Here is a 25,844-nt window from a genome sequence, read left to right on the forward strand (position 1 = left end):
AAACGAGCAGTACAACCGAACCTGTTGACGCCTGATTGGGCGGTTAATGACCTCTTTACCCTAACAGTGTTTAAATTTGTGATCAACTTCACATATAGATTTCCATTTCGTCAACATGCGTAAATCAGGTCATTCTTAGTCAACTTTTTTACATGTAATGCTTGCGATTTTCTGGCAATTAAATACAAGAATAAATCACTTTGTTGCACCAACAATCACAACAGTCACTATTATTCTGCTAGGCAAAAACCCACCTAATCTCTTCACAAAAAGATCACAGCTTTTTTAATAATCAGAGCACTCAGGAACTTTTGCTCGGAATATGTGATGAAGATAACTAAAACATCGTTTTATTTTGATTGAATCAATGTTCCCATGAATGCAAACTAATTCCAGACGCAATATCCCTGGGAGCAGCAACACGCTCAACGTATGCCGCGTTAGATTTTATAAAACAAAGAGATAGCTGTTTTCTTTGTTAAGAAACACCAGTAACTACTTGAATTTATTAATTTTTATTTCCTTGCGCGTGTATTCCCTGCGACAAGAGATGAGGACGCTTATGAAAATTAAAGCCACGATTGAACGCATCCCTGGCGGAATGATGTTGATTCCTCTGTTATTAGGCGCAGTGTTAAATACGTTAGCTCCGGATACCGGCGCGTATTTCGGTTCGTTTACCAAAGGAATGATCAGCGGAACGGTGCCGATTCTGGCAGTGTGGTTTTTTTGTATCGGTGCATCTATTGATTTACGAGCAACCGGCACGGTATTACGCAAATCCGGCACACTGGTATTAACTAAAATAGCCGTGGCATGGGTAGTGGCAATGATTGCTGCTTCATTTATTCCTGATACCGGTATTCAAACTGGGTTCTTTGCCGGTCTTTCGGTACTGGCAATTGTTTCAGCGATGGACATGACCAACGGCGGTTTGTACGCCAGCCTGATGAACCAGTACGGAACCAAAGAAGAGTCTGGCGCATTTGTGTTGATGTCTCTGGAATCCGGTCCGTTAATGACCATGGTGATCCTCGGCTCCGCGGGTCTGGCTTCCTTCGAACCAAACCATTTTGTCGGCGCGGTATTACCGTTCCTGATTGGTTTTGCGTTGGGTAACCTGGATCACGATCTGCGTTCCTTCTTCAGCAAAGCCACGCCGGTGCTGATCCCGTTCTTCGGCTTCGCGCTGGGCAACACGATTAACCTGAGCGTCATCGTTGATACGGGTCTGCTGGGCATCCTGCTGGGCGTCGCGGTTATCGTCATCACCGGTATTCCGCTGATTATTGCTGACCGCGTTATTGGTGGCGGGAACGGTACGGCAGGCGTAGCAGCCTCTTCTGCGGCAGGCGCTGCAGTGGCAAACCCGGTGATTATCGCCCAGATTAACCCGGCATTTGAACCGGTTGCCGCATCCGCTACGGCGCTGGTTGCCGCCAGCGTGATAGTCACCGCGATTCTGGTGCCGATTATCACCGCGCTGTATGCCAAACGTTTTAATAAAAACCCGGTCGTCAATGAGACGGCGGCTACCCCGGCAGACTCCCTGCACCACTAAACCTGCCTTTATCCCACTCACCGTTCCTGCTCAATTGATGAGCGGGGACGGTGCAAAAATCTCCTCAACCATCGCATCAACCAGCCGCTTCGCCGAACACAATCTCGGCATGCCCAACGCCACATTTTGCCAACGTTGCGTCACCGACCAGCTCACCGGATGACGCTGCGCATCGCACCAGTCCCCGAGCCAGCTCAACATATCGTTGTGCTCACCCGAGCCGCCAACAACCGGCGTGCTGAGCCAATGATGATAGTAATGACGCGTGGCGGGGGCCGCATTCACGCTGTCTGCCAGCGCCTGAGCAGCCATCGTTCGCAGGTTGTCTTTTAGCATTGACACCACATCGGCATTTGCTAACCGGCAGGCGTCACCAAAGGCTCCCCAGCGCAGCTCCTCTAACGCCACAAAACAGCGTCCAGGTAACGACCAGCCGTCATACGCGCCAGCCCGCCAGCGGGTAAAAATTTGCTCGCTATGTTCGCCCGCTTGCACCGTCAGGCCGCGTTGCGTCACCGCCTTCTCTTTATAAGCGCCGCGCTGGGTAAACCAGTCAGCGAGTGAATTTATCTGCTGCAGAAGACCAGGCGTGGAGAGTCCACGCGGGTGTTCGGTTTGTTGTAAAAACATCAACCCTTCGGCGATCCGTACCAGCGCCAGATGGCCCGGATCGATCATGCCCGCCAGTTTTTCCACCAGTTTTAGACGCATCACCAGATGCTCGCTGGACACGCCTGCCAACACCCATGCTCGCAGTTGCGTCTGGGATAGCACCTCCTGCGTCAGACGCGCACGCAGCCGCTGCTGTTGTTGCAGAAAACCGCCGGAACGTTTGGTTTCATCTCCCTGAACCAGATCGACCATAAACTTCGGGTAGACACACTCCAGCGTCCGCCCGGGGCCTTCCAGTAACACGTTAGTCATGTGTGCTCGGTTGCAAAAAGGGTATTGATATCGTCGCGCAGCAAGCGGGAATCTTCATAAAGCCATGCCGCAGTCGTAATGCGATGCTGCAGTTGTTCGTTCAAGGCATTCACCGCAGATTCATTTTGCTGGCGCAGGGTCAGACTCTCACGCAGGCTCGCCTGTAATTGCGTCAAACACAGTGAAAAATCAGCAAAAAACGTGGCCATGCCTGCCGTAACGGAAATATCGACCTGCGCAGCTAAAGCTTTACGAATTTGTTGGCAAAACTGGGTGACATAGTGCACAAGGTTCTTATGCAGTGCGCCCATATCAATGAGATAACGCGTTTTTGTTTCGACGTACTCATTCCATCCCCAGTTGGGCTGATTCAACCAGCGAGAGAAGGTATCACGCACCACACCGCCAGTTGACGGCGCATTTTCCGCCGGAATATCCTGCTCAATGGCCTCGTTAAACAACTGGCGGGTGTTGAAGTTAAACATCGCCGCATGAAACGCCGGAAAACGTATCCGCGCACGAAAACCAGCGTGGTTCAGCTCCTCTTTCACCCGCTGCTCAATGGGGCGCATGGCGTCATTTAGCGCCCGGGACAGCGTCGACTCAAGCTGTTCAAAGCGCAGAGCTAAATCCCGACTGATGCTTTCCTGCGCTGCCAGCAAGACAACTTCACAGGACGAGCGCATTTTATCCAGCACGATTTTCGCCTGCCCTTCATCGTGCAACACCAGCATTTCTCCGGCCATTTCTGCCGAGGAAACGCCAGCCCCCTGGCCATGTTGTGACATCATCAGGACATTTTCTTTGATAAAGAACGTGTTGATGCCGCACAGAATCTCAGTCTGTTGCTCATTGAGATAGGCCGCGGCAGCCTCCAGCGCCAGCTCGACCTCATGACTGACTTCATCACTCACCCGCCCCTGACTCACTTCTAACTGCTGCATATCCTCTTCAATATGCGTGATGTTCAGCCGCAGTTTTTCATAGGCAACCGTTAACCCATGGGCGCGAAACTCCAGATATTCGTGCGCGCTTTGCGCATAGTTCAATAACTTATGCGACGCTGAGCGTAGCGCATACAGCGAAGCATTGGCGTAAGCGGCATGAATCACTTTCTGGATCGGCTGCTCAAACAGCGAATCCTCCCACAACAGATCGGCTGCATGGCGAATGTGCTCCGTATCCTCAAGATCGTTGGTGCACCAGCGTCGGCCAAGCGCCGCTTCGGCAAAATCCTGTACCCAACGTTGCACCTGGTGATCCGGCAGCCGCCCGCGAGCCATCAGCTCATGACGCGCCCTGTTCGCCAGATACCCCCACATCGAAGAAACCGGATAGATTCGCTCCGGGGCAATCCCGCCTTGCATCAGCGTGCCGGAAATTAACGCCCGCACCTGCTCTTCATCGTCACTGTTGCGGTCTTTCTGATCGAATTTGTTCACCAGCGCATACAGCGGCACTGACTTGCCGACCGTCATGACAGCGTGGCGCACTTCTTCATCGGAAATCGATTTCAGTTGGGTGTAATCCATCACCACCAGTACCGCAGAAGCCCGCGCCAGCTGTTCATTCAGCATCTTTTGTAGATGCGGTTGCCCGGCCTCATTCGGCCCCGGCGTATCCAGCAGGGTTAATTGCCCCGGATAGCTCGCCTGACCGGCCAAATGGACAAATTCGACCTCGATAACCGGAATATGCTCAATCGCGGCATAGGCGGCAAAAGGAAAATCCACTTCCAGTGCTTTTGACAAACGCACCAGGTCATTCAGACTTTTAAGGCAATGGAAAATAGGCTGTGCGCCAAGATAATACCGCTCAAATGCCACGCCGTTTTCAATATGCTGCAGCAGGACATTCATATCCTTATCAATTTCCAGGGTCTGCGTAAGACGCTGGCGATCGCACTCGCGTACGCGCTGCTGTAAAACCTTCATTAAGGCATCGATAGGCGTGACATGTGAAAAATGCAACACCGGCTCTTTCTGCCCCGGCGTATGGCGAATTAGCGTTGGTAGCGCCGTCATGGGACGATTACGATTAGGTAAAACTTCGGTCCCCACAATCGCGTTAATCGTCGTCGATTTTCCCGCTTTCATGGTACCGACAATCGCCAGCACCATTTCCAGACGCGTAATCTTACGCAGTTCATTATTGAGCGTTGCCTGCTGGACATCCATGCCACGCGCGCTGAAATGCAGAGGCTGAACCACCTGTCTGCTATGCTCTCCTTGTTTTAGCGCGACATCATCCAACGACGTCATAGGCAATTTTTGCAATTGCCTGAGATGTTCAAGCGAGAGCATCAGCAAGCGTTCCGCTTCCTGACTTAATTCATATATTGTCTGTGTGTGCATGGAAAATTCTTCCTTAACGCAAATGGCATTACTTTTATTTAGCCCAATCGTTTTATTTATAGATTTTTTGGCTTTTATAATTACGTGTAGAAATAATTAAAATCAAAACAACCAACTGATATTATTAAAATAAATTTGGCGTATAACCGCTGGCCGGATGCCTCTCACTTATGTAATAAGTAAGAAAGATAAACAGCGTAGTTCAGTTTTAAAAAATACCCGCGTAATCCCCCTACTAAAATTAAGGGGGTCAATGATATTCAATCACAATGGCTTAGGCATCCGTAAGCAACGTTACCTATGAATATCAGATATTTCGCCTCACCTTATCTTAAATACCTAAGCGTAGCAATTTCCCTTAAAAAATATTCCGCCATACTTTCATTGAGGTAAAAGCAAAGGGGCTTTACAGCAGATCATTTTGCATAATCACGCAGTAGTCCCGACAAAAGCAGGGATTTTATGTATAATTGCGGCCTTTTTCGGCAATCTGCCATTTTTGGGCGCATTTGCCCCTGCTGACTTTTGAGGAAATCCACATGTCATTACCACACTGCCCACAATGCAACTCCGAATACACTTACGAAGATAACGGCATGTTCATCTGCCCGGAATGCGCTCACGAATGGAACGATGCTGAACCGGCTCAGGACAGCGACGAACTGATCGTTAAAGATGCCAACGGCAACCTGCTGGCTGACGGCGACAGCGTTACCGTAGTGAAAGACCTGAAGGTAAAAGGTAGCTCTTCCATGTTGAAGATCGGGACTAAAGTGAAGAACATCCGTCTGGTTGAAGGCGACCACAACATCGATTGCAAAATCGATGGCTTTGGCCCAATGAAGCTGAAATCTGAGTTTGTGAAAAAGAACTGATGCAAATTGCCTGATGGCGCTACGTCAATCAGGCCGATGCCAGCTCATCTGCCAGCCGGGAAGCTCATACTTCCCGCCTGGCTTATTTTTGCAGACGATAACTACACTTAACTGGTTTCTTTTACCTGAGGTAAAGATTATGCCGTTAAGTCCCTATATCTCCTTCGCAGGCAACTGCGCTGATGCTATCGCCTACTATCAAAAAACATTAGGCGCTGAGCTACTCTACAAAATCAACTTCGGTGAAATGCCCAAACCGGCGCAGAACAGCGAAGAGGGTTGCCCTTCAGGCATGAAATTCCCCGATACCGCCATTGCCCACGCCAACCTGCGCGTTGCGGGCAGCGACATCATGATGAGCGATAGCGCCCCCGACGGAAATGCCCACTACTCTGGCTTTACGCTGGTACTCGACACGCAAAACGTCGACGAAGGCAAACGCTGGTTTGATAACCTGGCAGCAAACGGAAAAATCGAAATGGACTGGCAGGAAACCTTCTGGGCTCATGGTTTCGGTAAAGTGAGCGATCGGTATGGCGTACCGTGGATGATCAACGTCGTCAAACAGCAGCAACCTACAGAGTAATCCAACGGGAGGCCAGCCCTCCCGTACTGTCATCAAAAATCGCTCAACTCTTCATCACCAAGTAACCATCCCTTAACGAAAACGTCACATTGATCCGCCACGATGGGGCCACTTTTTAAGGGAGGCCGCATCATGCAAACGATTATTCGCGTCGAAAAACTCTCCAGGTCCTTCAATCAACATCAGGCGCTCAATGCGGTTGATCTGAACATCTGTTCCGGTGAGATGGTGGCTCTGCTTGGGCCATCTGGCTCCGGCAAATCCACCCTTTTACGTCATTTAAGCGGTTTGATCGTCGGTGATAAATCCCCTGGTAGCCACGTCGAACTGCTGGGTCGCACCGTTCAACATGAAGGCCGCCTGGCGCGCGATATCCGCAAAAGCCGCGCCCACACCGGCTACATCTTCCAGCAGTTCAATCTGGTTAACCGCCTGACGGTACTGGAAAACGTCCTGATTGGCGCACTCGGCAGCACGCCGTTTTGGCGCACCTGTTTTAGCTGGTTTAGCCAGGAACAGAAACAGCGTGCATTACAGGCGCTGACCCGCGTTGGCATGGCGCACTTTGCATACCAGCGCGTTTCCACGCTTTCGGGCGGGCAACAGCAGCGCGTGGCGATTGCCCGCGCGCTGATGCAGCAAGCCAAAGTGATCCTTGCCGACGAGCCGATAGCCTCGCTGGACCCGGAATCCGCGCGCATCGTGATGGACACCCTACGCGACATTAACCAGACCGACGGCATCACCGTGGTCGTCACGCTGCATCAGGTGGATTACGCCCTGCGCTACTGCGAACGCATTGTCGCGCTTCGTCAGGGCAACGTCTTCTTTGATGGCAGCAGCCAGCATTTTGATAACGATCGTTTTGACCATCTCTACCGCAGCATGAACCGCGTCGAACAGAACGCGCAGGCTGCATAGTTCTAAAAAACCAGGCGTTATTGGCGCAGCCAGGCTGGCAAGTGAAATAGCCTGGAACAAAGACTAATTAAGGAAACAACATGAGCTATAAGACCGTTGCCGCGCTGGCCTTTACCAGCATGTTCAGCATCAGCACCTTGTTCAGCCCGGCGCAGGCCGAAGAGCAAGAAAAAGCGCTGAACTTTGGCATTATTTCGACCGAATCACAGCAAAACCTGAAGCCACAGTGGGAACCGTTCCTGAAGGACATGGAAAAATCGTTGGGCGTGAAAGTGAACGCCTTCTTCGCCCCGGACTACGCCGGGATCATTCAGGGAATGCGTTTTAACAAAGTTGATATCGCCTGGTACGGCAACCTCTCGGCAATGGAAGCAGTGGATCGCGCTAACGGACAAGTGTTTGCCCAAACCGTCGCTGCCGACGGCTCCCCGGGATACTGGAGCGTGTTGATCGTTAACAAAGACAGTCCGATCAACAACCTGAACGATCTGATCGCCAAACGTAAGGATCTGACATTCGGCAACGGCGATCCCAACTCAACGTCAGGCTTCCTCGTCCCCGGTTACTACGTCTTCGCCAAAAACAACATCTCCGCCAGCGACTTCAAACGCACCGTTAACGCCGGACACGAAACCAACGCGCTGGCCGTCGCCAACAAACAGGTCGATGTCGCCACCAACAACACTGAAAACCTCGACAAGCTGAAAACCTCCGCGCCGGAAAAACTGAAAGAGCTGAAGGTTATCTGGAAGTCACCGCTGATCCCGGGCGATCCGATCGTCTGGCGCAAAAACCTCTCCGAAACCACCAAGGACAAGGTGTACGACTTCTTTATGAATTACGGCAAAACGCCGGAACAGAAAACCGTACTGGAACGCCTGGGATGGGCACCGTTCCGTGCTTCCAGCGACCTGCAACTGGTACCGATTCGCCAACTGGCGCTGTTTAAAGAGATGCAGGGCGTGAAGGGCAACAAAGGGTTGAACGAGGAAGAGAAAAGCAGCAAAACCTCGGCGCTGAAAGCGCAGCTCGACGACCTTGACCGTTTAACCGCCGCCCTGGGCGCCATGACCAGCGTGACTAAAGCGGTGCAGTAAACCTGATGCCCGGTGGCGTTTCGCTTACCGGGCAGACGATGTTCTGTAGGCCGGATAAGGCGTAAACGCTGCCATCCGGCGATAACCTACGCACGGAGCTAAACATGCAAACCATCACCGTCGCCCCGCCCAAACGTAGCTGGTTCTCACTGCTGAGCTGGGCCATTCTTCTCGCCGTGCTGGTGGTCTCGTGGAAAGGTGCCGAAATGGCTCCGCTCACGCTGATCCAGGATTCCGGCAATATGGCGACCTTCGCCGCCGACTTCTTTCCGCCAGACTTCAGTCAGTGGCAGGACTATCTCGGTGAAATGGCCGTCACCCTGCAAATTGCCGTCTGGGGTACCGCCCTCGCCGTTGTGCTGTCGATTCCCTTTGGCCTGATGTGCGCCGATAACCTCGTGCCGTGGTGGATTTACCAGCCGATGCGTCGCCTGATGGACGCCTGCCGCGCCATCAATGAAATGGTCTTCGCCATGCTGTTCGTGGTCGCCGTGGGTTTAGGTCCGTTCGCCGGGGTAATGGCACTGTTTATCCACACCACCGGGGTGCTCTCCAAGCTGCTTTCGGAAGCGGTAGAAGCCATTGAGCCAGGTCCGGTAGAAGGCATTCGCGCCACCGGGGCCAACAAAATTGAAGAGATTCTGTACGGCGTTCTGCCACAGGTCATGCCGCTGCTTATCTCCTACTCGCTATATCGCTTTGAATCCAACGTTCGCTCGGCCACGGTGGTCGGAATGGTGGGTGCGGGCGGTATTGGCGTGACCTTATGGGAGGCGATTCGCGGCTTTCAGTTCCAGCAAACCTGCGCCCTGATGGTGTTAATCATCGTCACCGTCAGCCTGCTGGATTTCCTTTCCCAGCGTTTGCGTAAGCACTTTATCTGATTAGCGAGGCATTGATTGCTATGCACTTGTCTACACATCCGACCAGTTATCCAACGCGTTATCAGGAAATTGCCGCGAGACTTGAGCAGGAGCTTCGTCATCATTATCGCTGCGGTGACTATCTGCCCGCCGAGCATCAGCTTGCCGCGCGCTACGAGGTAAACCGCCACACCCTGCGCCGCGCTATTGACCAGTTGGTTGAGCGTGGTTGGGTCCAGCGTCGCCAGGGCGTCGGCGTACTGGTGCTGATGCGCCCATTCGATTACCCGCTTAATGCCCAGGCGCGCTTTAGCCAGAACCTGCTGGACCAGGGCAGCCACCCCACCAGCGAAAAACTGCTGGCGGTGCTGCGCCCAGCCTCCAGCCACATTGCCGATGCGCTCAGCATTAACGAGGGCGATAACGTGATTCATCTGCGCACCCTGCGTCGGGTAAACGGCATCGCATTGTGCCAGATCGACCACTATTTTTCCGACCTCACGCTATGGCCGCTGCTGCAGGGCTTTAACAACGGCTCACTGCACGACTACCTGCGCGAACAGTCCGGTCTGACGCTCCTGCGCACACAAACGCGCATCAGCGCCCGCCGCGCACAGGCTAAAGAGAGCAAAGTGCTGGAAATCCCCAATATGGCGCCGCTGCTGTGCGTGCGCACCCTGAACCACCGTGAAGGCGAAGAACACGCGGCGGAATACTCCGTCAGCCTGACCCGCGCCGACATGATCGAATTCACTATGGAGCACTGAATGCATTTCGATACCGCTACCCGCCAGCGCTGGATGCGCGCGCTGGCTTACAGCAATGCCGATGCCCTGAACGCCCGCATCCACGCGCTCAAACTGACGCCAGACTATGAACTTATCCGCGCACCGGAAAGCGGACTGATGCAGCTCCAGGCTCGCATGGGCGGCACCGGCAACCGCTTCTTTGCCGGTGATACCACGCTTACCCGCGCAGTGGTACGCCTGAAAAGCGGCACGCTGGGCTACAGCTACCTGCTGGGCCGCAACAAACAACACGCCGAGCAGTGCGCGGTCATTGACGCGCTGCTGCAGGAACAAACGCATTTCCAGAGCCTAATGGAAACCTTAATTGCCCCGCTGGAAGCGGAACGCGATGCGCTGATTAGCGCACGCCGTGCCGAAATCAACGCCAGCCGGGTCGACTTCTTCACGCTGGTACGCGGAGATAATGCATGACCTTACAAACCGCTTTTAATTTACCCGTTCAGGATGCTCAGCAGAGCTTCCGTCGCCTGCTGAAGGCCATGAGTGAGCCGGGCGTAATCGTCGCCCTGCATCAACTGAAACACGGCTGGCAGCCACTGGGCCTGGCAACCACCAGCGTGCTACTGACCCTGGTCGATGGCGACACGCCGGTCTGGCTTGCGCCGTCGATGGATAACGATATCGCCCGGCAGAATCTGCGTTTTCACACCAACGCGCCGCTGGTGGATCAGCCGCAGTTGGCGGCCTTTGCCGTCGCCGACGAACGCATCAGCAGCGAACAGCTTAACGCCCTCTCCGCCGGTTCCGCCGTCGCGCCAGAAACCAGCGCCACGCTGATTGTGCAGGTCTCTGGCTTAAGCGGTGGACGCATGCTGCGTCTGACCGGCGCCGGTATCGCTGAAGAGCGCATGATCGCGCCACAGCTACCGGAATGCCTGATCCACGAACTCACCGAACGCCCGCATCCGTTCCCGCTGGGGGTCGACCTGATCCTCACCTGCGGCGAACGCCTGCTGGCTATTCCGCGAACTACCCATGTGGAGGTGTGCTGATGTATGTCGCCGTCAAAGGGGGCGAAAAGGCGATAGCCAACGCCCATGCCCTGCAGGAAAACCGACGCCGGGGCGATGAGACCATTGCTGAACTGAGCGTGGCGCAAATCGAACAACAGATGAACCTGGCCGTCGACCGGGTGATGACCGAAGGCGGCATCGCCGACCGCGAACTGGCCGCGCTGGCGCTGAAGCAGGCGAGCGGCGATAACGTCGAAGCCATCTTTTTGCTCCGCGCCTACCGCACTACGCTGGCAAAGGTGGCGGTCAGCGAACCGGTTAACAGTGCAGAAATGCGCCTTGAGCGCCGAATCTCTGCGGTCTACAAGGATATTCCCGGCGGGCAGTTGTTAGGTCCCACTTATGACTACACCCATCGCCTGCTGGATTTTACCCTGCTGGCCAATGGCGAAACGCCACCCCTGCGCAGCGCAGACGACGCGCAGAACGCCTCTCCGCACGTCTTTTCCCTGCTGGCCAACCAGGGACTGGCAAAGCGTGAAGAGGATGATGGCGCCACGCCCGACGACATCACCCGCACGCCACCGGTTTACCCTTGTTCACGCGCTTCACGTCTGCAACAGCTGATGCGCGGCGATGAGGGATATCTGCTGGCGCTGGCCTACTCCACCCAACGCGGCTACGGGCGCAATCACCCGTTTGCCGCCGAAATCCGCAGCGGCTATGTGGCACTGGAAACCGTACCGGAAGAGCTGGGATTTGCGGTGAACGTCGGTGAACTGCTGATGACCGAATGTGAAATGGTCAACGGTTTTGTCGCGCCAGAAAACGAATCCCCCCATTTTACCCGCGGCTACGGGCTGGTGTTCGGCATGAGCGAACGTAAAGCGATGGCGATGGCGCTGGTGGACCGCGCCCTACAGGCAGCCGAATACGATGAAGCGGTCACGGGACCGGCGCAGGACGAAGAGTTCGTGCTGGCGCATGCGGATAACGTCGAGGCGGCGGGTTTTGTTTCGCACCTCAAACTTCCCCATTACGTCGATTTCCAGGCCGAGCTGGAACTGCTCAAACGCCTGCAACAGGAGGCCACCCGTGACCACTAACCTCTCCGGCTACAACTTTGCGTATCTTGATGAGCAGACCAAACGCATGATTCGCCGCGCGATTCTGAAAGCGGTGGCGATCCCCGGTTACCAGGTGCCGTTTGGCGGACGTGAAATGCCGATGCCCTACGGCTGGGGAACCGGCGGTATTCAGCTCACCGCCAGCGTGATTGGCGAACCGGACGTGCTGAAGGTAATTGACCAGGGCGCAGATGACACCACTAACGCCGTGTCGATTCGCAACTTCTTCAAACGCGTAACCGGGGTGAACACCACCGAGCGCACGGAAGACGCGACGCTGATCCAGACCCGCCACCGCATCCCGGAAACGCCGCTGGTGGAAGACCAGATCATTATCTTCCAGGTCCCGATCCCCGAGCCGTTGCGCTTTATCGAGCCGCGCGAAACGGAAACCCGCACCATGCACGCGCTGGAAGAGTACGGCATCATGCAGGTGAAACTGTATGAAGATATCGCCCGCTTCGGCCATATCGCCACCACTTACGCCTATCCGGTGAAGGTCAACGACCGCTACGTCATGGACCCGTCGCCAATTCCAAAATTCGACAATCCGAAGATGGACATGATGCCGGCCCTGCAACTGTTTGGCGCAGGCCGCGAAAAACGCATCTATGCCGTTCCACCTTACACCCGCGTGGAAAGCCTCGATTTCGACGATCACCCGTTTACCGTGCAGAGCTGGGATGAGCCTTGCGCCATCTGTGGCTCAACCCACAGCTATCTCGATGAAGTGGTGCTCGATGACACCGGCAAACGCATGTTTGTCTGCTCCGACACCGACTACTGCCGCCAACAGAGTGAGGCCCTCAGCAAATGACGCAACCGCTGCTTTCAGTCAACAACCTGACCCATCTCTACGCGCCGGGCAAGGGCTTCAGCGATGTCTCTTTTGACCTGTGGCCTGGCGAAGTGCTGGGTATCGTCGGCGAGTCCGGTTCAGGCAAAACCACGCTGCTGAAATCGATCTCTTCACGGCTGACGCCGCAGAGCGGTGAGATTTTGTATCAGAACCGTTCGCTGTACGGCATGAACGAGGCCGACCGTCGCCGTCTGCTGCGCACCGAATGGGGCGTGGTGCATCAGCATCCGCTGGATGGCCTGCGCCGTCAGGTCTCCGCTGGCGGCAATATCGGAGAACGCCTGATGGCCACCGGGGCGCGCCACTACGGCGACATTCGTGCCACCGCGCAGCGTTGGCTGGAGGAAGTGGAGATCCCGGCCTCGCGTATCGACGACCTGCCAACCACCTTTTCCGGCGGCATGCAGCAGCGACTGCAGATCGCCCGCAACCTCGTCACCCATCCCAAACTGGTGTTTATGGACGAGCCCACCGGCGGTCTGGACGTTTCCGTACAGGCCAAACTGCTGGACCTGCTGCGCGGCCTGGTGGTGGAACTGGATCTGGCAGTGGTTATTGTCACCCACGATCTGGGCGTAGCGCGCCTGCTGGCCGACCGCTTGCTGGTGATGAAGCAGGGTCAGGTGGTGGAAAGTGGGTTAACCGACCGCGTACTCGACGACCCGCATCATCCGTATACCCAGTTGCTGGTGTCATCTGTTTTGCAAAACTGATTTTGTCTTGCCGGGTGGCGCTTCGCGACCCGGCCTACGGATCGGCATCGGTTGTAGGCCTGATAAGCGAAGCGCCATCAGGCAATCGAACGCAAAAATGCTTAAAGAGGCTAAAAATGAACGCGATTCGCGTTGAAAACGTCAGTAAAACCTTTGTACTGCATCAGCAAAACGGCGTGCGTCTGCCGGTGCTGCAAGACGCCACGCTGGAAGTTAAAAACGGCGAATGCGTGGTGCTGCACGGTCACTCTGGCAGCGGCAAATCCACGTTGCTGCGTTCGCTGTACGCCAACTACCTGCCGGATGAAGGACACATCCACATCCGCCACAGCGGCGAATGGGTCGATCTGGTGCAGGCTCCGGCGCGTAAAGTGCTGGAAGTTCGCCGTTCAACCATCGGCTGGGTCAGCCAGTTCCTGCGCGTGATCCCAAGGATTTCTGCGCTGGATGTGGTGATGCAGCCGCTGCTGGATCTCGGCGTGTCACGCGAGGAGTGCGCAGCCAAAGCGGCTAACCTGCTTACCCGCCTGAACGTGCCGGAGCGGCTGTGGCATCTGGCGCCGTCGACGTTTTCCGGGGGCGAACAGCAGCGCGTCAATATCGCCCGAGGGTTTATCGTCGATTACCCGATTCTACTCCTCGATGAGCCCACCGCCTCGCTGGACGCCAAAAACAGCGCCGCCGTCGTCGCATTGATTGAAGAAGCGAAAGCCCGCGGCGCGGCAATTGTCGGCATTTTTCACGATCAAACCGTGCGCGACCGCGTCGCGGATCGCCTGCACCTGATGGGAACAACAGCATGATTATCAATAATGTAAAGCTGGTGCTGGAAGATGAAGTGGTGCAAGGATCGCTGGAAATTGAGGGCGGAACGATCCGCGCCTTTGCCGAAAGTCAGAGCCAACTGGCCCAAGCGATGGACGGAGAAGGCGGCTGGCTGCTGCCAGGGCTTATCGAGCTGCATACCGACAATCTCGACAAGTTTTTCACCCCGCGCCCGAAGGTAGACTGGCCCGCCCACTCGGCGATGAGCAGCCACGACGCGCTGATGGTCGCCAGCGGCATTACCACCGTGCTGGACGCGGTGGCGATTGGCGATGTGCGCGACGGTGGCGACCGTCTGGAAAATCTGGAGAAGATGATCAACGCGGTGGAAGAGACGCAAAAGCGCGGGGTCAATCGCGCCGAGCACCGCCTGCATTTGCGCTGCGAGCTGCCGCATCACGCCACCCTACCGCTGTTTGAAAAACTGGTCGGTCGTGAGCCGGTGACGCTGGTATCGCTGATGGACCACTCCCCCGGCCAGCGTCAGTTCGCCAATCGCGAGAAGTACCGCGAGTACTATCAGGGCAAGTATTCACTTACCGACGAGCAAATGGCCCGCTACGAAGAAGAACAGTTAGCTCTGGCTGCTCGTTGGTCGCAACCCAACCGCACAGCGATTGCTCAGATGTGTCGTGAGCGCCAGATAGCGCTGGCGAGCCATGACGATGCCACCTGCGATCATGTGCTGGAATCGCATCAACTTGGCAGCGTGATCGCCGAATTTCCTACTACCTTTGCCGCCGCAGAGGCCTCGCGCCAGCATGGCATGAACGTGCTGATGGGCGCGCCCAACATCGTGCGCGGCGGTTCTCACTCCGGCAACGTGGCGGCGCATAAGCTGGCTGAGCTGGGGCTGCTGGATATTCTCTCCTCCGACTACTACCCCGCCAGCCTGCTCGATGCGGCATTTCGCGTGGCAGACGATGATGCCAACCGCTTTACGCTACCGCAGGCCATTCGTCTGGTGACCCGCAATCCGGCGCGGGCATTAAATCTCGACGATCGTGGCGTTGTAGCCGAAGGTAAACGCGCGGATCTGGTGCTGGCGCATCGCAAAGGCGATCACATCCATATCGACCACGTCTGGCGTCAGGGCAAAAGGGTATTCTGACTATGGGGAAACTGATCTGGCTGATGGGGCCGTCCGGCTCCGGTAAGGACAGTCTACTGGCAGAACTTCGCCAGCAGGAACCTGCGCAACTGCTGGTGGCGCACCGTTACATCACCCGCGCCGCCAACGCCGGGAATGAAAACCATATTGCCCTCAGCGAACCAGAGTTTTTTACCCGCGCCGGGCAGAACCTGCTGGCGCTGAGCTGGCACGCCAACGGCTTCTATTACGGCGTCGGCGTAGAGATTGACCTCTGGCTGCACGCCGGTTTTGATGTGGTGGTCAATGGCTCGCGCGCGCATCTGCCCCAGGCGCAGGCCCGTTATGGCGCGTCTTTACTTCCCATTTGCTTACAGGTTTCCCCGGCCATTCTACGCCAGCGCCTGCAGGCACGTGGGCGGGAGAGCGAAACGGAAATCGCTGCCCGCCTTGAACGCGCGGCACGCTACACGCCGTATGACTGCCACGTCCTGAACAATGATGGAAGTTTGCTACAGTCTGTCGATACACTGCTCACACTGATGGGACGCAAGGAGAAGAAACATGTCTGTCTGTGAATTACGCCGCGCCACGCTATACGATACCGATGCGGTTTACGCGCTTATCTGTGAGTTGAAACAGGGCCAATTCGACCTGCAGGCCTTTAGCGCTGGCTACGCCGCAAATCTGCAAGATCCCAATATGCACTACCAGCTGGCGCTGCTCGACGGACAGGTCGTCGGCTTGATCGGTCTGCACCTACAGTTTCATCTGCACCACGCCAACTGGATTGGCGAGATCCAGGAACTGGTGGTGATGCCACAGGCACGAGGACTAAAAGTGGGTAGTCAGTTACTGGCCTGGGCCGAAGCCACCGCGCGCGAAGCGGGCGCAGAAATAACCGAGCTTTCTACCAGTACCCAACGCCTTGACGCGCACCGCTTTTACCAGCGCGAAGGCTATACCATGAGCCATTTTCGCTTCACCAAACCGTTGTAGGGGGAGCCATGAGTCTGACCATTACGCTGACGGGAACCGGCGGCGCGCAACTGGTGCCAGCATTTGGCTGTGACTGTGCGGCCTGCCAACGAGCACGCTTACAGGCGCAATACCGTCGACGCCCTTGTAGCGGGGTGGTCAAATTTAACAATGCGGTGACGCTGCTGGACGCGGGGATCCCGCATCTGATGGACGACTGGCCAGCAGGCAGCTTCCAGCAGTTTCTGCTCACCCACTACCATATGGATCACGTGCAGGGGCTGTTTCCGCTGCGCTGGGGCGTGGGGGCGACTATCCCGGTGTACGGTCCGCCGGATGAACAGGGATGCGACGATCTGTTTAAGCACCCTGGCATCCTCGATTTTAGCCATACCGTCGCGCCATTCGTGGTGTTTAATCTGCAAGGGTTGCAGGTGACGCCACTCCCACTCAACCATTCAAAGCTGACGTTTGGCTATCTGCTGGAGACCGCGCACAGCCGCGTGGCGTGGCTCTCCGATACCGCCGGACTTCCCGACAAGACGCTGAAGTTTCTCCACAATAACCAGCCTCAGGTGATTATCATCGACTGCAGCCACGCCCCGCGCGCCGAGCCGCCGCGCAATCACAGCGATGTAAATACCGTTATCGCCTTGAACGAGGTTATCCGCTGCCCACGGGTGATCCTGACGCATATCAGTCATCAGTTTGATTTGTGGATGATGGAGAATCCGCTACCGACAGGGCTCGAAGCCGGGTATGACGGAATGGAGATTGTGCTGAGGTAGGTTTACATCGCACTAAAACACTTGTTAACAGGTCTCTGCTCCCTATAACCTTGCCGGCGAAAGATTGCGCTAACGATCGTAATCTTCTTCCATTCTGCGCTCTTCGTCTTCTAACTGACGCCGTTCCTGATCGAGCTGGCGCTGGCGGTCATCCAGTTGGCGGCGTCGGTCTTCAAACTGGCGGCGGCGATTATCATACTGTCTGCGACGATCGTCACTCATCTGTCGCTGCCAGCTTTCATCACGAGAGTCGTCATAATCCCGCCCGCTGTCCGGTTTGTAGGCATCGTTAATCGCCTGCTGAATATTGCCGATGGCGTCATCGATAATATCGGCCTGCGCCGATACGGTGGTCATCATCAGCAGAGTGAAAAGTAAGAATGTCGCGGAGCGTTGCATAAAACCAGCCTCATCAAGAAACTCGCCCCACGGTAATCAAAGCGTATTTGCGCGGGTAGCGGAGGAATCTCAATTACGCGAATGCCGCAGCGCCTGCGCCAGTTCTCCCCGAGTGAAGGGCTTACGCAATAACGCCACATCCGGCAGCGCCGGGTTATGCGCCGGACGTAAATCCTGGCCGCTAATCAGCAGGATGTTCAGTTGTGGATAATGTGCCAGCGCATGATTAACCACATCCACACCGCTTAAACCGCCGGGCAGCATTAAGTCGCTGATAAAAATATCAATCTCGGATGAAGCCGCCAGCATATGCATAGCCTGTTCGCCGTTGGCGGCCTCTAACGTCAGGTAGCCCAGTAGGTGTAATTGCTCACATAACGTCTGGCGCACATCGGCTTCATCTTCGAGAACCAGCACCAGTTTTTCACCGCGAGTCGGGGTGTGCTGTGCGATTGTCTCCACCGGTGTCTGCACCGGCACAACCGCGCGAGGAAGCTGCAATCTGACCGTCGTTCCCTGCCCAGGGGCGCTTTCAATCTCCACGCGGCCACCGGACTGGCGCACAAAACCGTAGACCATCGACAGCCCCAGCCCGCTGCCGCTGCCGGTCTGTTTGGTGGTGAAAAACGGCTCGAAGACCTGAGCTTTCACCTCCTGCGACATCCCGCTTCCCTGGTCGGCAACTTCCAGCATCACCATATCCTGCTTACGCCCATCGCTGCGCGTGACCCGCTGATTCCAGGTACGGATTTTAATCGTGCCCGCCTGCCCGTCCATGGCGTCACGGGCATTCATCACCAGATTAATAATGGCGTTTTCCAGTTGGCTGACATCAATCCACGCGGGCCAGGCGGGAGACTGGGCTTCAATCTCCAGCGTCAACGTAGCCGGAAGAGAGTGGCGCATCAGTTCGCCCAAATTTTCCAGCAGCGTTTTCAGCTCCACCGCATGGGGATGCAACGACTGTTTGCGCGAAAAGGCCAGCAGCCGCTGGGTAAGGAGCGCCCCGCGCTCGGCGGCTTTTAGCGCCCGATTGACCCGTGGCGCATCGGGAGAGTCTGGGTTCACCAGATCCAGGCTGCCAATAATGACTGCCAGCAGGTTATTGAAATCATGCGCTAATCCGCCCGTCAGTTGCCCTACCGCCTTCAGTTTCTGACTGTGCAACAGCGCTTCCTCCAGCCCCTGGCGCTCGGTGCGGTCGATTTCCATCTGGCTGGTTTTTTCTTTAAGCAGTCGGGTGGTGTGCTCCAGCGATGCCGTATTACGGGCGAAGACGCTAAAGGCGCGGGCCAGTTCGCCCAGCTCATCGCGCCGCTGCAGGGCCGGGACGCTAACGTCCGATTCACCGTGCGCCAGCCGGGTCATCGCCCGCGAAATGGCCGTCAGGTTAGAACCGAGGTTACGGTAGATATACCAGCCGGCAAAACCGGTGATCACCACCGCCAACAGCGCAAACACCAAAATAAACAACGCGCCAGATTGCAGTTCCTGATGGCTTTGCGCCACCCGCTGTTCGGAGATCAGCGCCACCTGCGAAGCATACCGGTTGATATCGCTGTTGAGGATCGCCACCAGCGCTTTGATATGAAACATATACCAGTTGATCGCCAAATCACTCTGCTCAAGCGCAGAAGAGAGCGGCTCCAGCTTATGCAACTCCTGGTTGAAGTCGGTGAGGATGTTGGTAATCAGCGGATTGCTATTTTGCACAGGCAGCGCGGGCATCACGCCGTCCAGTTGTTTCACCACCGAACGCGGCGTGGGTGTTTCAATGGCGGCAACAATTAAGCGGTCTATCTGCCCCAGCAGCACGTCATCCTGCGCGCCGGTCAGCTTTTGCAGATGACGTAAATAACTTTGATTCTGATACAGCGAACTGAGCAGGGCGTTACGTTCCAGATGTCGCCGTTGCCCGCGCTGCAGCATACCTTCCACGCTGCTTTGTAGCTCCTGGCTGCGCTGGATAATACGCTCGACCAGCGCCGGCTCCTGCTGCGCCAACGGCGCGGTAGCCAGCTGTTCCAGCGAATGCTTCAGCGCCCGTTGCGTCTCCTGCAGCCGCTCCGCTTCACCTTTGTATTCCAGCGCGCCGACCACCTGCGACAGCCGCACCGCCGCCGTCGCCACGTTCGCCGTATCCCGGGCCAGGTTCATGCTGCCGGTCATGTCGTCAACGGTTTGCTGCTGCACCTGTTCCTGGATTTGACTGGCATGCTGAAACCCCAGCACCGCCACACCGCTTACCATCAGCGTGACCGTCACCACCAGCAGATTGAAGAACAGCAATCGTCCGCGCGCACTGGCGAAAAAGTGACGTCCTGGTTGCGGCATATCACGCTCCGTGAAGAAAAATCGCAATATGACAAATATGAACGGCTTCTGACATTTTGCATTTACATTCCTGTGATGGACTGCTGATATCGGCCACCCCACAGGAGATCCGCTATGAGCAGGACACCGGTTCTGGAGATGCGCAACATTGCCAAAGCGTTTGGTAAATTTTACGCGCTGAAAGGGGTCGATTTAACGGTCTGGCCGGGTGAGATTCATGCCCTGATGGGTGAGAACGGCGCGGGGAAAAGCACCCTGATGAAGATCCTCGCGGGCGCGTATACCGCCACCAGCGGTGAGATCCTGATCGACGGTCAGCCGTTTCACATTCGCGGGCCAAAAGACGCGCTCAGCGCAGGCATCACGCTGATTTACCAGGAGATGCAGCTCGCGCCGAACCTGACGGTGGCGGAAAATATCTTTCTTGGCAGCGAGCTGTCGCGCGGCGGTCTGGTCCAGCGTAAAGAGATGGTGATGCAGTCGCAAAAAGTCATCGACCGGCTCGGCGCCCAGTTTAAGGCCAGCGATCGCGTGATGACGTTGACCATCGCCGAACAGCAGCAGGTGGAAATCGCCCGCGCCCTGCACCGTAACAGCCGCATTCTGGTGATGGATGAACCCACTGCCGCCCTCTCCTCACGTGAAACCCACCGCTTGTTTGAACTGATCATGCGCCTGCGCGATGAGGGGATGGCGATTATCTACATTAGCCACCGCATGGCGGAGGTGTATGAACTCTCGGACCGCGTCAGCGTCCTGCGCGACGGGCAATATGTAGGCAGCCTGACCCGCGACAAACTCAACGCCTCTGAGCTGGTGCGCATGATGGTGGGCCGACCGTTAAGCGATTTGTTCAACAAAGAGCGCGATATTCCCTTAGGTAAAGCGCGCCTCAACGTCCACCACCTGACCGACGGCCATAAAGTCCAGCCGTGCAGTTTGCTGGTGCGCTCCGGGGAGATCGTCGGCCTTGCCGGGTTAGTCGGCGCCGGGCGTTCTGAACTGGCTCAGTTGATTTTTGGCGTGCGTAAAGCCATCGGCGGCATGATTGAAGTAGACGGTGAACCGGTGGTGATCCACTCCCCTCGCGAGGCAATTGACCACGGCATTGGCTTTCTGACGGAAAACCGCAAAGAGCAGGGATTGTTTTTAGAGCTGGCGGCAGCAGAGAACATCACCATGGCGACGCTGGAACGTGACGCCAACTGGGGCATGCTCGATCGCAAAAAGGCGCAGGCTATTTCCGATGACGCCATCCAATTGCTCAACATCCGCGTTCCGCACGCCCAGGTACGCGCGGGCGGGCTGTCCGGTGGTAATCAGCAAAAGCTGCTGATTTCACGCTGGGTCGCGATCGGCCCACGCATTTTGATCCTCGATGAACCCACGCGCGGCGTGGATGTTGGCGCCAAAAGCGAGATCTACCGGATCATGAACGACATGGCGCGCAAAGGCGTGGCGATCCTGATGATCTCCAGCGAATTGCCGGAAGTTGTCGGTATGAGCGATCGCGTGTACGTCATGCGGGAAGGCAGCATTGCCGGTGAGCTGAACGGGCAAAGTATTACCCAAGAAAATATTATGACGCTGGCAACCGGCGTGAACGACTCCCATCATCAGGCGGTGTCCCATGAATAATCCAACCACTCCCCAGCAGGTGGCGAAATCCGCCTCCGCGAAAAAATTGCTGATGAGCGATCTGATGCAAACGGTCGGCATCTTGCCGATTCTCATCCTGATAGTGGCGGTGTTTGGCTTTATCGCGCCAAACTTTTTTACCGAAAGCAACCTGCTGAATATTACCCGCCAGGCGTCGATCAACATCGTGCTGGCGGCTGGCATGACCTTCATTATTTTGACCGGCGGGATCGACCTCTCGGTTGGCTCGATTCTCGGCACCACCGCCGTCGCGGCTATGGTCGTTTCGCTGATCCCTGAATTTGCCATGCTGTCGATTCCGGCGGCGCTGATGCTCGGTCTGGTGCTGGGGTTGTTTAACGGCGCGCTGGTTGCTTTTGCCGGACTGCCACCGTTTATCGTCACGCTTGGAACGTATACGGCGCTGCGCGGCGCGGCCTATCTGCTGGCCGACGGCACGACGGTGATCAATTCCAATATCAGCTTTGAGTGGATCGGTAACAACTATCTTGGTCCGGTTCCGTGGCTAGTGGTCATTGCGCTGGCGGTGGTGGTGATGTGCTGGTTCATTCTTAGGCGCACCACACTCGGCGTTCATATTTATGCGGTCGGCGGCAATATGCAGGCCGCTCGTTTAACCGGTATCAAAGTGTGGCTGGTGCTGCTGTTCGTCTACGGCATGAGCGGTGTGCTCTCAGGTCTTGGCGGGGTGATGAGCGCCTCACGGCTATACAGCGCCAACGGCAACTTAGGCATGGGTTACGAGCTGGACGCCATCGCGGCGGTGATCCTCGGCGGTACCAGCTTTGTTGGGGGGATCGGTACCATCACCGGCACGCTGGTAGGGGCGTTGATTATCGCCACGCTCAATAACGGCATGACGCTGATGGGCGTCTCCTATTTCTGGCAACTGGTGATCAAAGGGGCGGTGATCATCATAGCGGTACTGATCGACAAATACCGTACCCGACACCATCAAAGTGCATAACAACAACATCTTACTTCGAGGAATACAGCATGAGATTGAAGCCCTTAGTCACCGCGCTCTGTGCTGGCGCACTGCTTGCTGCAGCTCCGTTTGTGCAGGCAAAAGAACTGAAATCGATCGGCGTTACGGTGGGCGATCTGGCCAACCCGTTCTTCGTGCAGATCACCAAAGGCGCGGAGCTGGAAGCACGCAAACTGGCGGGTGATAGCGTTAAAGTGACGCTGGTTTCCAGCGGCTACGATCTGGGACAACAGGTGTCGCAAATCGACAACTTTATTGCCGCCAAGGTCGACATGATTATCCTTAACGCCGCCGACTCCAAAGGCATCGGCCCAGCGGTAAAACGCGCGAAAGACGCAGGGATTGTGGTGGTTGCCGTTGACGTAGCGGCGGAAGGCGCAGATGCGACCATTACCTCCGATAACACCCAGGCGGGTGAAATGGCCTGTAAATACATTACCGACCGTCTGAAAGGGAAAGGCAACGTCGTCATTATCAACGGGCCGCCGGTTTCCGCCGTCCAGAACCGCGTGGAAGGCTGCCAGACCGAGTTTAAACGCCACCCGGATATCAAGGTGCTGTCGTATAACCAAAACGCTAAAGGCAGTCGCGAAGGCGGACTAGAGATCATGACCGCGCTGCTGGCGGCGAATCCGAAGATCGACGGCGTATTCGCCATTAACGATCCTACGGCGATCGGTGCCGATCTGGCGGCAAAACAGGCACAACGTAGCGAATTCTTTATTGTCGGCGTAGACGGATCGCCAGACGCTGAAGAAGCGTTGAAGCGGGAAAACTCACTATTTGTGGCGACGCCTGCACAAGATCCACAGGTGATGGCTGCCAAAGCGGTCGAAATCGGCTATGACATATTGCAGGGGAAACCCGCCCCGAAAGAACCCGTACTGATCCCGGTGACGATGATCGATAAAAACAACGTCGGCAGCTATAAGGGTTGGACGGTGAAATAACCCCTTAACCGACTGATGCTCTCCTGCCGCAAAGAGAGTAAAAGAAGTATGAGCGCCCGTCAGGGCGCTTACCTCATAAAAACTGAGAGTAATAAATATCCATTTCCCGCTCTATATTTTGACTCACTATCAAAGAATAAATCATAATTGCCGTATAAATAACCAGAATGCCGATAACTAAAGGAGTAAACGTATACCAGGGATGATTATTGAACATTTCCGTTGGCACGAGACTTACAAACCCTATACCCCATAAAATAATTGCGCAAACAATTATGATTTTCCAATAATTCCCGAAATCGAGCTTACCAAGTGCAGGCCAACATCCTGGATATTTTGCAGCTATTATTCCGGTTTGAATCGTGCCTGCGGATGCACTGGCGAATAACTGATGCCCTTGACCATATTTTGCAGCATCCGCAGCCAACGCCAATACAACCCAACGCTGAACCTCTGTGCTTTGCCCAGTAATGGCTTCCAGTTCATATCGACTATCGGCCAAAATGTTCACTTTTGCGTTTTCCACCCCACTAAACATTACGAATTTTGACTGTTTATCCAGTGAGTTGAACCACATCTTTTTAATTTTACTCACATCCACTTGTTGAGCAGATAAATATGCACTTACGATTTCATCAAGATAATATGGAGTACTGTCCATCATACGCAATAAATATAAAGGTGTGTCTTTATCTTCAAGCAATTTTGCATTGGTAAAAATAAAGGCATTAGCACTTTCGAAAAAATCATAATTATTTTTATTGTGCAATTCAACTGTAATAACCAGGTTGTTTTCAGAAATATTTAGGCCAACCCAACCATTGATTAAAGAATAATCCGGACAATCATGAAGAATATTAACGTCTCCGACCTTATTGCTGGAGATGCCCAGACTTGCGAGTACCGCCCTGAAACTATTGCCGATAGTGTCATCCGCACCCTTAACATACAACCAGGTATTAAACGGACGATACTCTTTGACAAGAGAATTCTTGAGTGGTTCGATCAACCGTCTTAGCACTTTATCAACTCTGGCATCATCCATTGAATCAACTTCGATATCAATTCGTAACGGCGTTGCAGAACCTGCTGGCGCTTCCCCTTCTAGTTTCTGAATTTTTAATGCCAGTTCAGGCACCGGGAGAATTGATGAATAGTCTAAAAGAGGCAATGCCTGTATTGCCCAGTTTTTCCACTTATACATACCATACTGCTCAAGGTAACCCGCATAATAAAAAGGAAAAGATATTATACCGTGAATGATTATCACCACACACCAGATTACTAACACTATTAGAGAAGGGATTACTATTGCATTCCATGTCAAATCATCAGCAACTTTCTTTTCCTGAAGCCAGTTTAATATATGGTACATCATACATAACAAGAATATAGCACAGCTAATAACCAGCATAATATTTAGCGGGAATTTTCCTGGATCTTGATAGGGATTCTTGTTTGGTATCTTCCATTTACTCATTTGCTTGTCCCCGCCATTGGCAGTGTGGTTTTTATTGCACAACCGCATGCAGCCCTACACCCATCCACAACAACGCCTCTACCGTCCATTGTCCAGGTTGGTTCAAAATCAAGTATGGGAAAGGTTCCTTTATGCGCAACACAAAGAACAGTATCCCCCATTAAAGCGACAGGAATTCCCATAAACTTGCTACCAGAAGCTTTGTTCACATACCCACCGTTTTCCAGCGGGTCATTTAGCCTGATTACACCTTTCATATTATTTCCCCACATCCAGGTCACAGCGCATCCGGGTCCATCCCTTATAACCCACCACCTCCGGTTCTTTGTCGGGCAGGTTTTGATAATTCGATTTTTCTGACTCAACAAGATTATTCAGTCCTTTTTTCATAAAAATAACCGTACCCCACGCATACCCTGGAGATTCAGGTCTGATGTGGGCATTCACATACTCGCCATTGGATTTATGCTTGCCTGGCCTGTAGAGATAATAAGTGTCATCAAAGAACTTATAATCTATACCCGGACCGCCGGGTTTTAGACGCGGATCGTCAAAAGGGTATGAGCTCATATACAAATGATTCAGCGAAGTGGTAATAAACGCCTGATTATTGACCACCACCACTCTTTTGATTTCTTTTCCCTCCGGTCTGTCGACCATATTCCCCTCTGAATTTCTCTCTTGCCCCTGAAATGGGGACATATAAGATGC

General features: G+C 54.8%; 26 protein-coding genes and 1 pseudogene. 20 read left to right on the top strand and 7 right to left on the bottom strand.

The annotated features are described in order from the left end of the window. Positions 1-562 precede the first annotated feature (562 nt). On the top strand, positions 563-1,561 hold the full coding sequence (kdgT, locus tag OGV52_RS07275) for a 2-keto-3-deoxygluconate transporter (protein WP_287108285.1): 999 nt from the start codon (positions 563-565) through the stop codon (positions 1,559-1,561). A 30-nt stretch (positions 1,562-1,591) separates the two neighbouring features. Here kdgT and OGV52_RS07280 read toward each other — a convergent pair whose 3' ends face one another. Further along, positions 1,592-2,485 carry a diguanylate cyclase regulator RdcB family protein gene (locus OGV52_RS07280; RefSeq protein ID WP_016155403.1) on the bottom strand — a complete coding sequence of 298 codons (894 nt, stop codon included), beginning with the start codon at positions 2,483-2,485 and terminating at the stop codon, positions 1,592-1,594. Then, positions 2,482-4,839, bottom strand: coding sequence for a clamp-binding protein CrfC (crfC, locus tag OGV52_RS07285; RefSeq protein ID WP_287108286.1), 2,358 nt, complete (start codon positions 4,837-4,839; stop codon positions 2,482-2,484). Before crfC ends, OGV52_RS07280 begins: the two co-directional genes overlap by 4 nt. Positions 4,840-5,378: 539 nt before the next feature. Between crfC and OGV52_RS07290 the strand changes: the two genes are divergently transcribed. The 16 genes from OGV52_RS07290 to phnP all read left to right on the top strand — a co-directional run bounded on the left by OGV52_RS07290 (position 5,379) and on the right by phnP (position 17,323). Further along, entirely contained in the window at positions 5,379-5,714 is a 336-nt protein-coding gene (locus OGV52_RS07290; RefSeq protein ID WP_003031835.1) for a zinc ribbon domain-containing protein YjdM, read from the top strand. Between the two features lie 139 nt (positions 5,715-5,853). Then, positions 5,854-6,300, top strand: a complete 447-nt coding sequence (gene yjdN / locus OGV52_RS07295; RefSeq protein WP_016155401.1) for a VOC family metalloprotein YjdN — start codon at positions 5,854-5,856, stop codon at positions 6,298-6,300. A gap of 132 nt (positions 6,301-6,432) precedes the next feature. Then, positions 6,433-7,221, top strand: coding sequence for a phosphonate ABC transporter ATP-binding protein (phnC, locus tag OGV52_RS07300; RefSeq protein ID WP_287108287.1), 789 nt, complete (start codon positions 6,433-6,435; stop codon positions 7,219-7,221). Between the two features lie 80 nt (positions 7,222-7,301). Continuing rightward, the gene (gene phnD, locus OGV52_RS07305; protein WP_016155478.1) at positions 7,302-8,318 is read left to right on the top strand and encodes a phosphonate ABC transporter substrate-binding protein; all 1,017 of its coding nucleotides are present in this window, start codon (positions 7,302-7,304) and stop codon (positions 8,316-8,318) included. A gap of 104 nt (positions 8,319-8,422) precedes the next feature. Further along, positions 8,423-9,202, top strand: a complete 780-nt coding sequence (gene phnE, locus OGV52_RS07310) for a phosphonate ABC transporter, permease protein PhnE (RefSeq protein WP_016155398.1) — start codon at positions 8,423-8,425, stop codon at positions 9,200-9,202. A gap of 20 nt (positions 9,203-9,222) precedes the next feature. Then, the gene (gene phnF / locus OGV52_RS07315; protein ID WP_016155477.1) at positions 9,223-9,948 is read left to right on the top strand and encodes a phosphonate metabolism transcriptional regulator PhnF; all 726 of its coding nucleotides are present in this window, start codon (positions 9,223-9,225) and stop codon (positions 9,946-9,948) included. Further along, positions 9,949-10,401 (top strand): phosphonate C-P lyase system protein PhnG, encoded by a 453-nt coding sequence (gene phnG, locus OGV52_RS07320; RefSeq protein WP_095715476.1) that lies wholly within the window; start codon positions 9,949-9,951, stop codon positions 10,399-10,401. Continuing rightward, positions 10,398-10,982 (top strand): phosphonate C-P lyase system protein PhnH, encoded by a 585-nt coding sequence (gene phnH, locus OGV52_RS07325; RefSeq protein ID WP_003031824.1) that lies wholly within the window; start codon positions 10,398-10,400, stop codon positions 10,980-10,982. Before phnG ends, phnH begins: the two co-directional genes overlap by 4 nt. Further along, positions 10,982-12,049 (top strand): carbon-phosphorus lyase complex subunit, encoded by a 1,068-nt coding sequence (locus tag OGV52_RS07330; RefSeq protein WP_287108289.1) that lies wholly within the window; start codon positions 10,982-10,984, stop codon positions 12,047-12,049. The genes phnH and OGV52_RS07330 overlap by 1 nt, the downstream gene beginning before the upstream one ends. A gap of 46 nt (positions 12,050-12,095) precedes the next feature. Beyond that, a complete protein-coding gene (gene phnJ / locus OGV52_RS07335) occupies positions 12,096-12,887 on the top strand; it encodes an alpha-D-ribose 1-methylphosphonate 5-phosphate C-P-lyase PhnJ (protein WP_049259807.1) in 792 nt (263 codons plus the stop codon). Next, entirely contained in the window at positions 12,884-13,642 is a 759-nt protein-coding gene (gene phnK, locus OGV52_RS07340; protein WP_003844769.1) for a phosphonate C-P lyase system protein PhnK, read from the top strand. The genes phnJ and phnK overlap by 4 nt, the downstream gene beginning before the upstream one ends. A gap of 116 nt (positions 13,643-13,758) precedes the next feature. After that, entirely contained in the window at positions 13,759-14,445 is a 687-nt protein-coding gene (gene phnL / locus OGV52_RS07345) for a phosphonate C-P lyase system protein PhnL (protein ID WP_047499592.1), read from the top strand. Beyond that, positions 14,442-15,578: an alpha-D-ribose 1-methylphosphonate 5-triphosphate diphosphatase gene (gene phnM, locus OGV52_RS07350; RefSeq protein ID WP_287108290.1), complete on the top strand. Its 1,137-nt coding sequence runs from the start codon at positions 14,442-14,444 to the stop codon at positions 15,576-15,578. The genes phnL and phnM overlap by 4 nt, the downstream gene beginning before the upstream one ends. Positions 15,579-15,580: 2 nt before the next feature. Continuing rightward, the gene (gene phnN / locus OGV52_RS07355; protein ID WP_016155392.1) at positions 15,581-16,135 is read left to right on the top strand and encodes a ribose 1,5-bisphosphokinase; all 555 of its coding nucleotides are present in this window, start codon (positions 15,581-15,583) and stop codon (positions 16,133-16,135) included. Then, complete coding sequence (phnO, locus tag OGV52_RS07360) at positions 16,122-16,556, top strand: aminoalkylphosphonate N-acetyltransferase (RefSeq protein WP_046274567.1); 435 nt, start codon at positions 16,122-16,124, stop codon at positions 16,554-16,556. Before phnN ends, phnO begins: the two co-directional genes overlap by 14 nt. 8 nt (positions 16,557-16,564) lie before the next feature. Beyond that, a complete protein-coding gene (gene phnP / locus OGV52_RS07365) occupies positions 16,565-17,323 on the top strand; it encodes a phosphonate metabolism protein PhnP (protein ID WP_016155390.1) in 759 nt (252 codons plus the stop codon). A gap of 69 nt (positions 17,324-17,392) precedes the next feature. Here the strand turns inward: phnP and yjdP are convergent, their stop codons facing one another. Both yjdP and OGV52_RS07375 read right to left on the bottom strand, forming a co-directional pair. Further along, positions 17,393-17,722: a DDRRRQL repeat protein YjdP gene (gene yjdP, locus OGV52_RS07370; RefSeq protein WP_016155470.1), complete on the bottom strand. Its 330-nt coding sequence runs from the start codon at positions 17,720-17,722 to the stop codon at positions 17,393-17,395. Between the two features lie 69 nt (positions 17,723-17,791). Continuing rightward, entirely contained in the window at positions 17,792-20,056 is a 2,265-nt protein-coding gene (locus OGV52_RS07375; protein ID WP_016155388.1) for a hybrid sensor histidine kinase/response regulator, read from the bottom strand. Positions 20,057-20,170: 114 nt separating this feature from the next. On the opposite strand from OGV52_RS07375, the gene OGV52_RS07380 reads away from it, so the two are divergent. Genes OGV52_RS07380 through OGV52_RS07390 form a run of 3 tightly spaced genes read left to right on the top strand, consistent with a single transcriptional unit; the run spans position 20,171 to position 23,653 of the window. Then, entirely contained in the window at positions 20,171-21,694 is a 1,524-nt protein-coding gene (locus OGV52_RS07380; RefSeq protein ID WP_016155468.1) for a sugar ABC transporter ATP-binding protein, read from the top strand. Further along, positions 21,687-22,682, top strand: coding sequence for an ABC transporter permease subunit (locus OGV52_RS07385; RefSeq protein WP_016155386.1), 996 nt, complete (start codon positions 21,687-21,689; stop codon positions 22,680-22,682). Before OGV52_RS07380 ends, OGV52_RS07385 begins: the two co-directional genes overlap by 8 nt. Before the next feature lie 29 nt (positions 22,683-22,711). Continuing rightward, complete coding sequence (locus tag OGV52_RS07390) at positions 22,712-23,653, top strand: ABC transporter substrate-binding protein (protein WP_019077849.1); 942 nt, start codon at positions 22,712-22,714, stop codon at positions 23,651-23,653. 73 nt (positions 23,654-23,726) lie between these two features. On the opposite strand, the gene OGV52_RS07395 is transcribed toward OGV52_RS07390, so the two are convergent. The 3 genes and pseudogenes from OGV52_RS07395 to OGV52_RS07405 form a co-directional block, all read right to left on the bottom strand. Then, positions 23,727-25,133, bottom strand: a complete 1,407-nt coding sequence (locus OGV52_RS07395; RefSeq protein WP_287108291.1) for a KPHS_23130 family T6SS system protein — start codon at positions 25,131-25,133, stop codon at positions 23,727-23,729. Beyond that, a complete protein-coding gene (locus tag OGV52_RS07400; RefSeq protein ID WP_016155465.1) occupies positions 25,130-25,390 on the bottom strand; it encodes a PAAR domain-containing protein in 261 nt (86 codons plus the stop codon). The genes OGV52_RS07395 and OGV52_RS07400 overlap by 4 nt, the downstream gene beginning before the upstream one ends. A 1-nt stretch (position 25,391) precedes the next feature. Next, positions 25,392-25,844 (bottom strand): annotated as a pseudogene (locus OGV52_RS07405) (T6SS immunity protein Tli3 family protein); the annotation flags it as partial.

Origin of the sequence: Citrobacter sp. Cb041 (assembly GCF_030336655.1) — a bacterium.
GTDB lineage: Bacteria > Pseudomonadota > Gammaproteobacteria > Enterobacterales > Enterobacteriaceae > Citrobacter > Citrobacter braakii.

What these genes read in the sequence shown, in the direction of transcription:
- OGV52_RS07375 (WP_016155388.1), bottom strand. Translation starts at nt 20,056, where the DNA reads ATGCCGCAACCAGGACGTCACTTTTTCGCCAGTGCGCGCGGACGATTG.
- OGV52_RS07390 (WP_019077849.1), top strand. Translation starts at nt 22,712, where the DNA reads ATGAGATTGAAGCCCTTAGTCACCGCGCTCTGTGCTGGCGCACTGCTT.
- kdgT (WP_287108285.1), top strand. Translation starts at nt 563, where the DNA reads ATGAAAATTAAAGCCACGATTGAACGCATCCCTGGCGGAATGATGTTG.
- OGV52_RS07385 (WP_016155386.1), top strand. Translation starts at nt 21,687, where the DNA reads ATGAATAATCCAACCACTCCCCAGCAGGTGGCGAAATCCGCCTCCGCG.
- phnN (WP_016155392.1), top strand. Translation starts at nt 15,581, where the DNA reads ATGGGGAAACTGATCTGGCTGATGGGGCCGTCCGGCTCCGGTAAGGAC.
- OGV52_RS07400 (WP_016155465.1), bottom strand. Translation starts at nt 25,390, where the DNA reads ATGAAAGGTGTAATCAGGCTAAATGACCCGCTGGAAAACGGTGGGTAT.
- OGV52_RS07280 (WP_016155403.1), bottom strand. Translation starts at nt 2,485, where the DNA reads ATGACTAACGTGTTACTGGAAGGCCCCGGGCGGACGCTGGAGTGTGTC.
- phnC (WP_287108287.1), top strand. Translation starts at nt 6,433, where the DNA reads ATGCAAACGATTATTCGCGTCGAAAAACTCTCCAGGTCCTTCAATCAA.
- phnM (WP_287108290.1), top strand. Translation starts at nt 14,442, where the DNA reads ATGATTATCAATAATGTAAAGCTGGTGCTGGAAGATGAAGTGGTGCAA.
- phnL (WP_047499592.1), top strand. Translation starts at nt 13,759, where the DNA reads ATGAACGCGATTCGCGTTGAAAACGTCAGTAAAACCTTTGTACTGCAT.
- phnO (WP_046274567.1), top strand. Translation starts at nt 16,122, where the DNA reads ATGTCTGTCTGTGAATTACGCCGCGCCACGCTATACGATACCGATGCG.
- yjdN (WP_016155401.1), top strand. Translation starts at nt 5,854, where the DNA reads ATGCCGTTAAGTCCCTATATCTCCTTCGCAGGCAACTGCGCTGATGCT.
- phnH (WP_003031824.1), top strand. Translation starts at nt 10,398, where the DNA reads ATGACCTTACAAACCGCTTTTAATTTACCCGTTCAGGATGCTCAGCAG.
- OGV52_RS07330 (WP_287108289.1), top strand. Translation starts at nt 10,982, where the DNA reads ATGTATGTCGCCGTCAAAGGGGGCGAAAAGGCGATAGCCAACGCCCAT.
- phnJ (WP_049259807.1), top strand. Translation starts at nt 12,096, where the DNA reads ATGATTCGCCGCGCGATTCTGAAAGCGGTGGCGATCCCCGGTTACCAG.
- phnE (WP_016155398.1), top strand. Translation starts at nt 8,423, where the DNA reads ATGCAAACCATCACCGTCGCCCCGCCCAAACGTAGCTGGTTCTCACTG.
- phnG (WP_095715476.1), top strand. Translation starts at nt 9,949, where the DNA reads ATGCATTTCGATACCGCTACCCGCCAGCGCTGGATGCGCGCGCTGGCT.
- phnP (WP_016155390.1), top strand. Translation starts at nt 16,565, where the DNA reads ATGAGTCTGACCATTACGCTGACGGGAACCGGCGGCGCGCAACTGGTG.
- crfC (WP_287108286.1), bottom strand. Translation starts at nt 4,839, where the DNA reads ATGCACACACAGACAATATATGAATTAAGTCAGGAAGCGGAACGCTTG.
- yjdP (WP_016155470.1), bottom strand. Translation starts at nt 17,722, where the DNA reads ATGCAACGCTCCGCGACATTCTTACTTTTCACTCTGCTGATGATGACC.
- OGV52_RS07380 (WP_016155468.1), top strand. Translation starts at nt 20,171, where the DNA reads ATGAGCAGGACACCGGTTCTGGAGATGCGCAACATTGCCAAAGCGTTT.
- phnD (WP_016155478.1), top strand. Translation starts at nt 7,302, where the DNA reads ATGAGCTATAAGACCGTTGCCGCGCTGGCCTTTACCAGCATGTTCAGC.
- phnK (WP_003844769.1), top strand. Translation starts at nt 12,884, where the DNA reads ATGACGCAACCGCTGCTTTCAGTCAACAACCTGACCCATCTCTACGCG.
- phnF (WP_016155477.1), top strand. Translation starts at nt 9,223, where the DNA reads ATGCACTTGTCTACACATCCGACCAGTTATCCAACGCGTTATCAGGAA.
- OGV52_RS07290 (WP_003031835.1), top strand. Translation starts at nt 5,379, where the DNA reads ATGTCATTACCACACTGCCCACAATGCAACTCCGAATACACTTACGAA.
- OGV52_RS07395 (WP_287108291.1), bottom strand. Translation starts at nt 25,133, where the DNA reads ATGAGTAAATGGAAGATACCAAACAAGAATCCCTATCAAGATCCAGGA.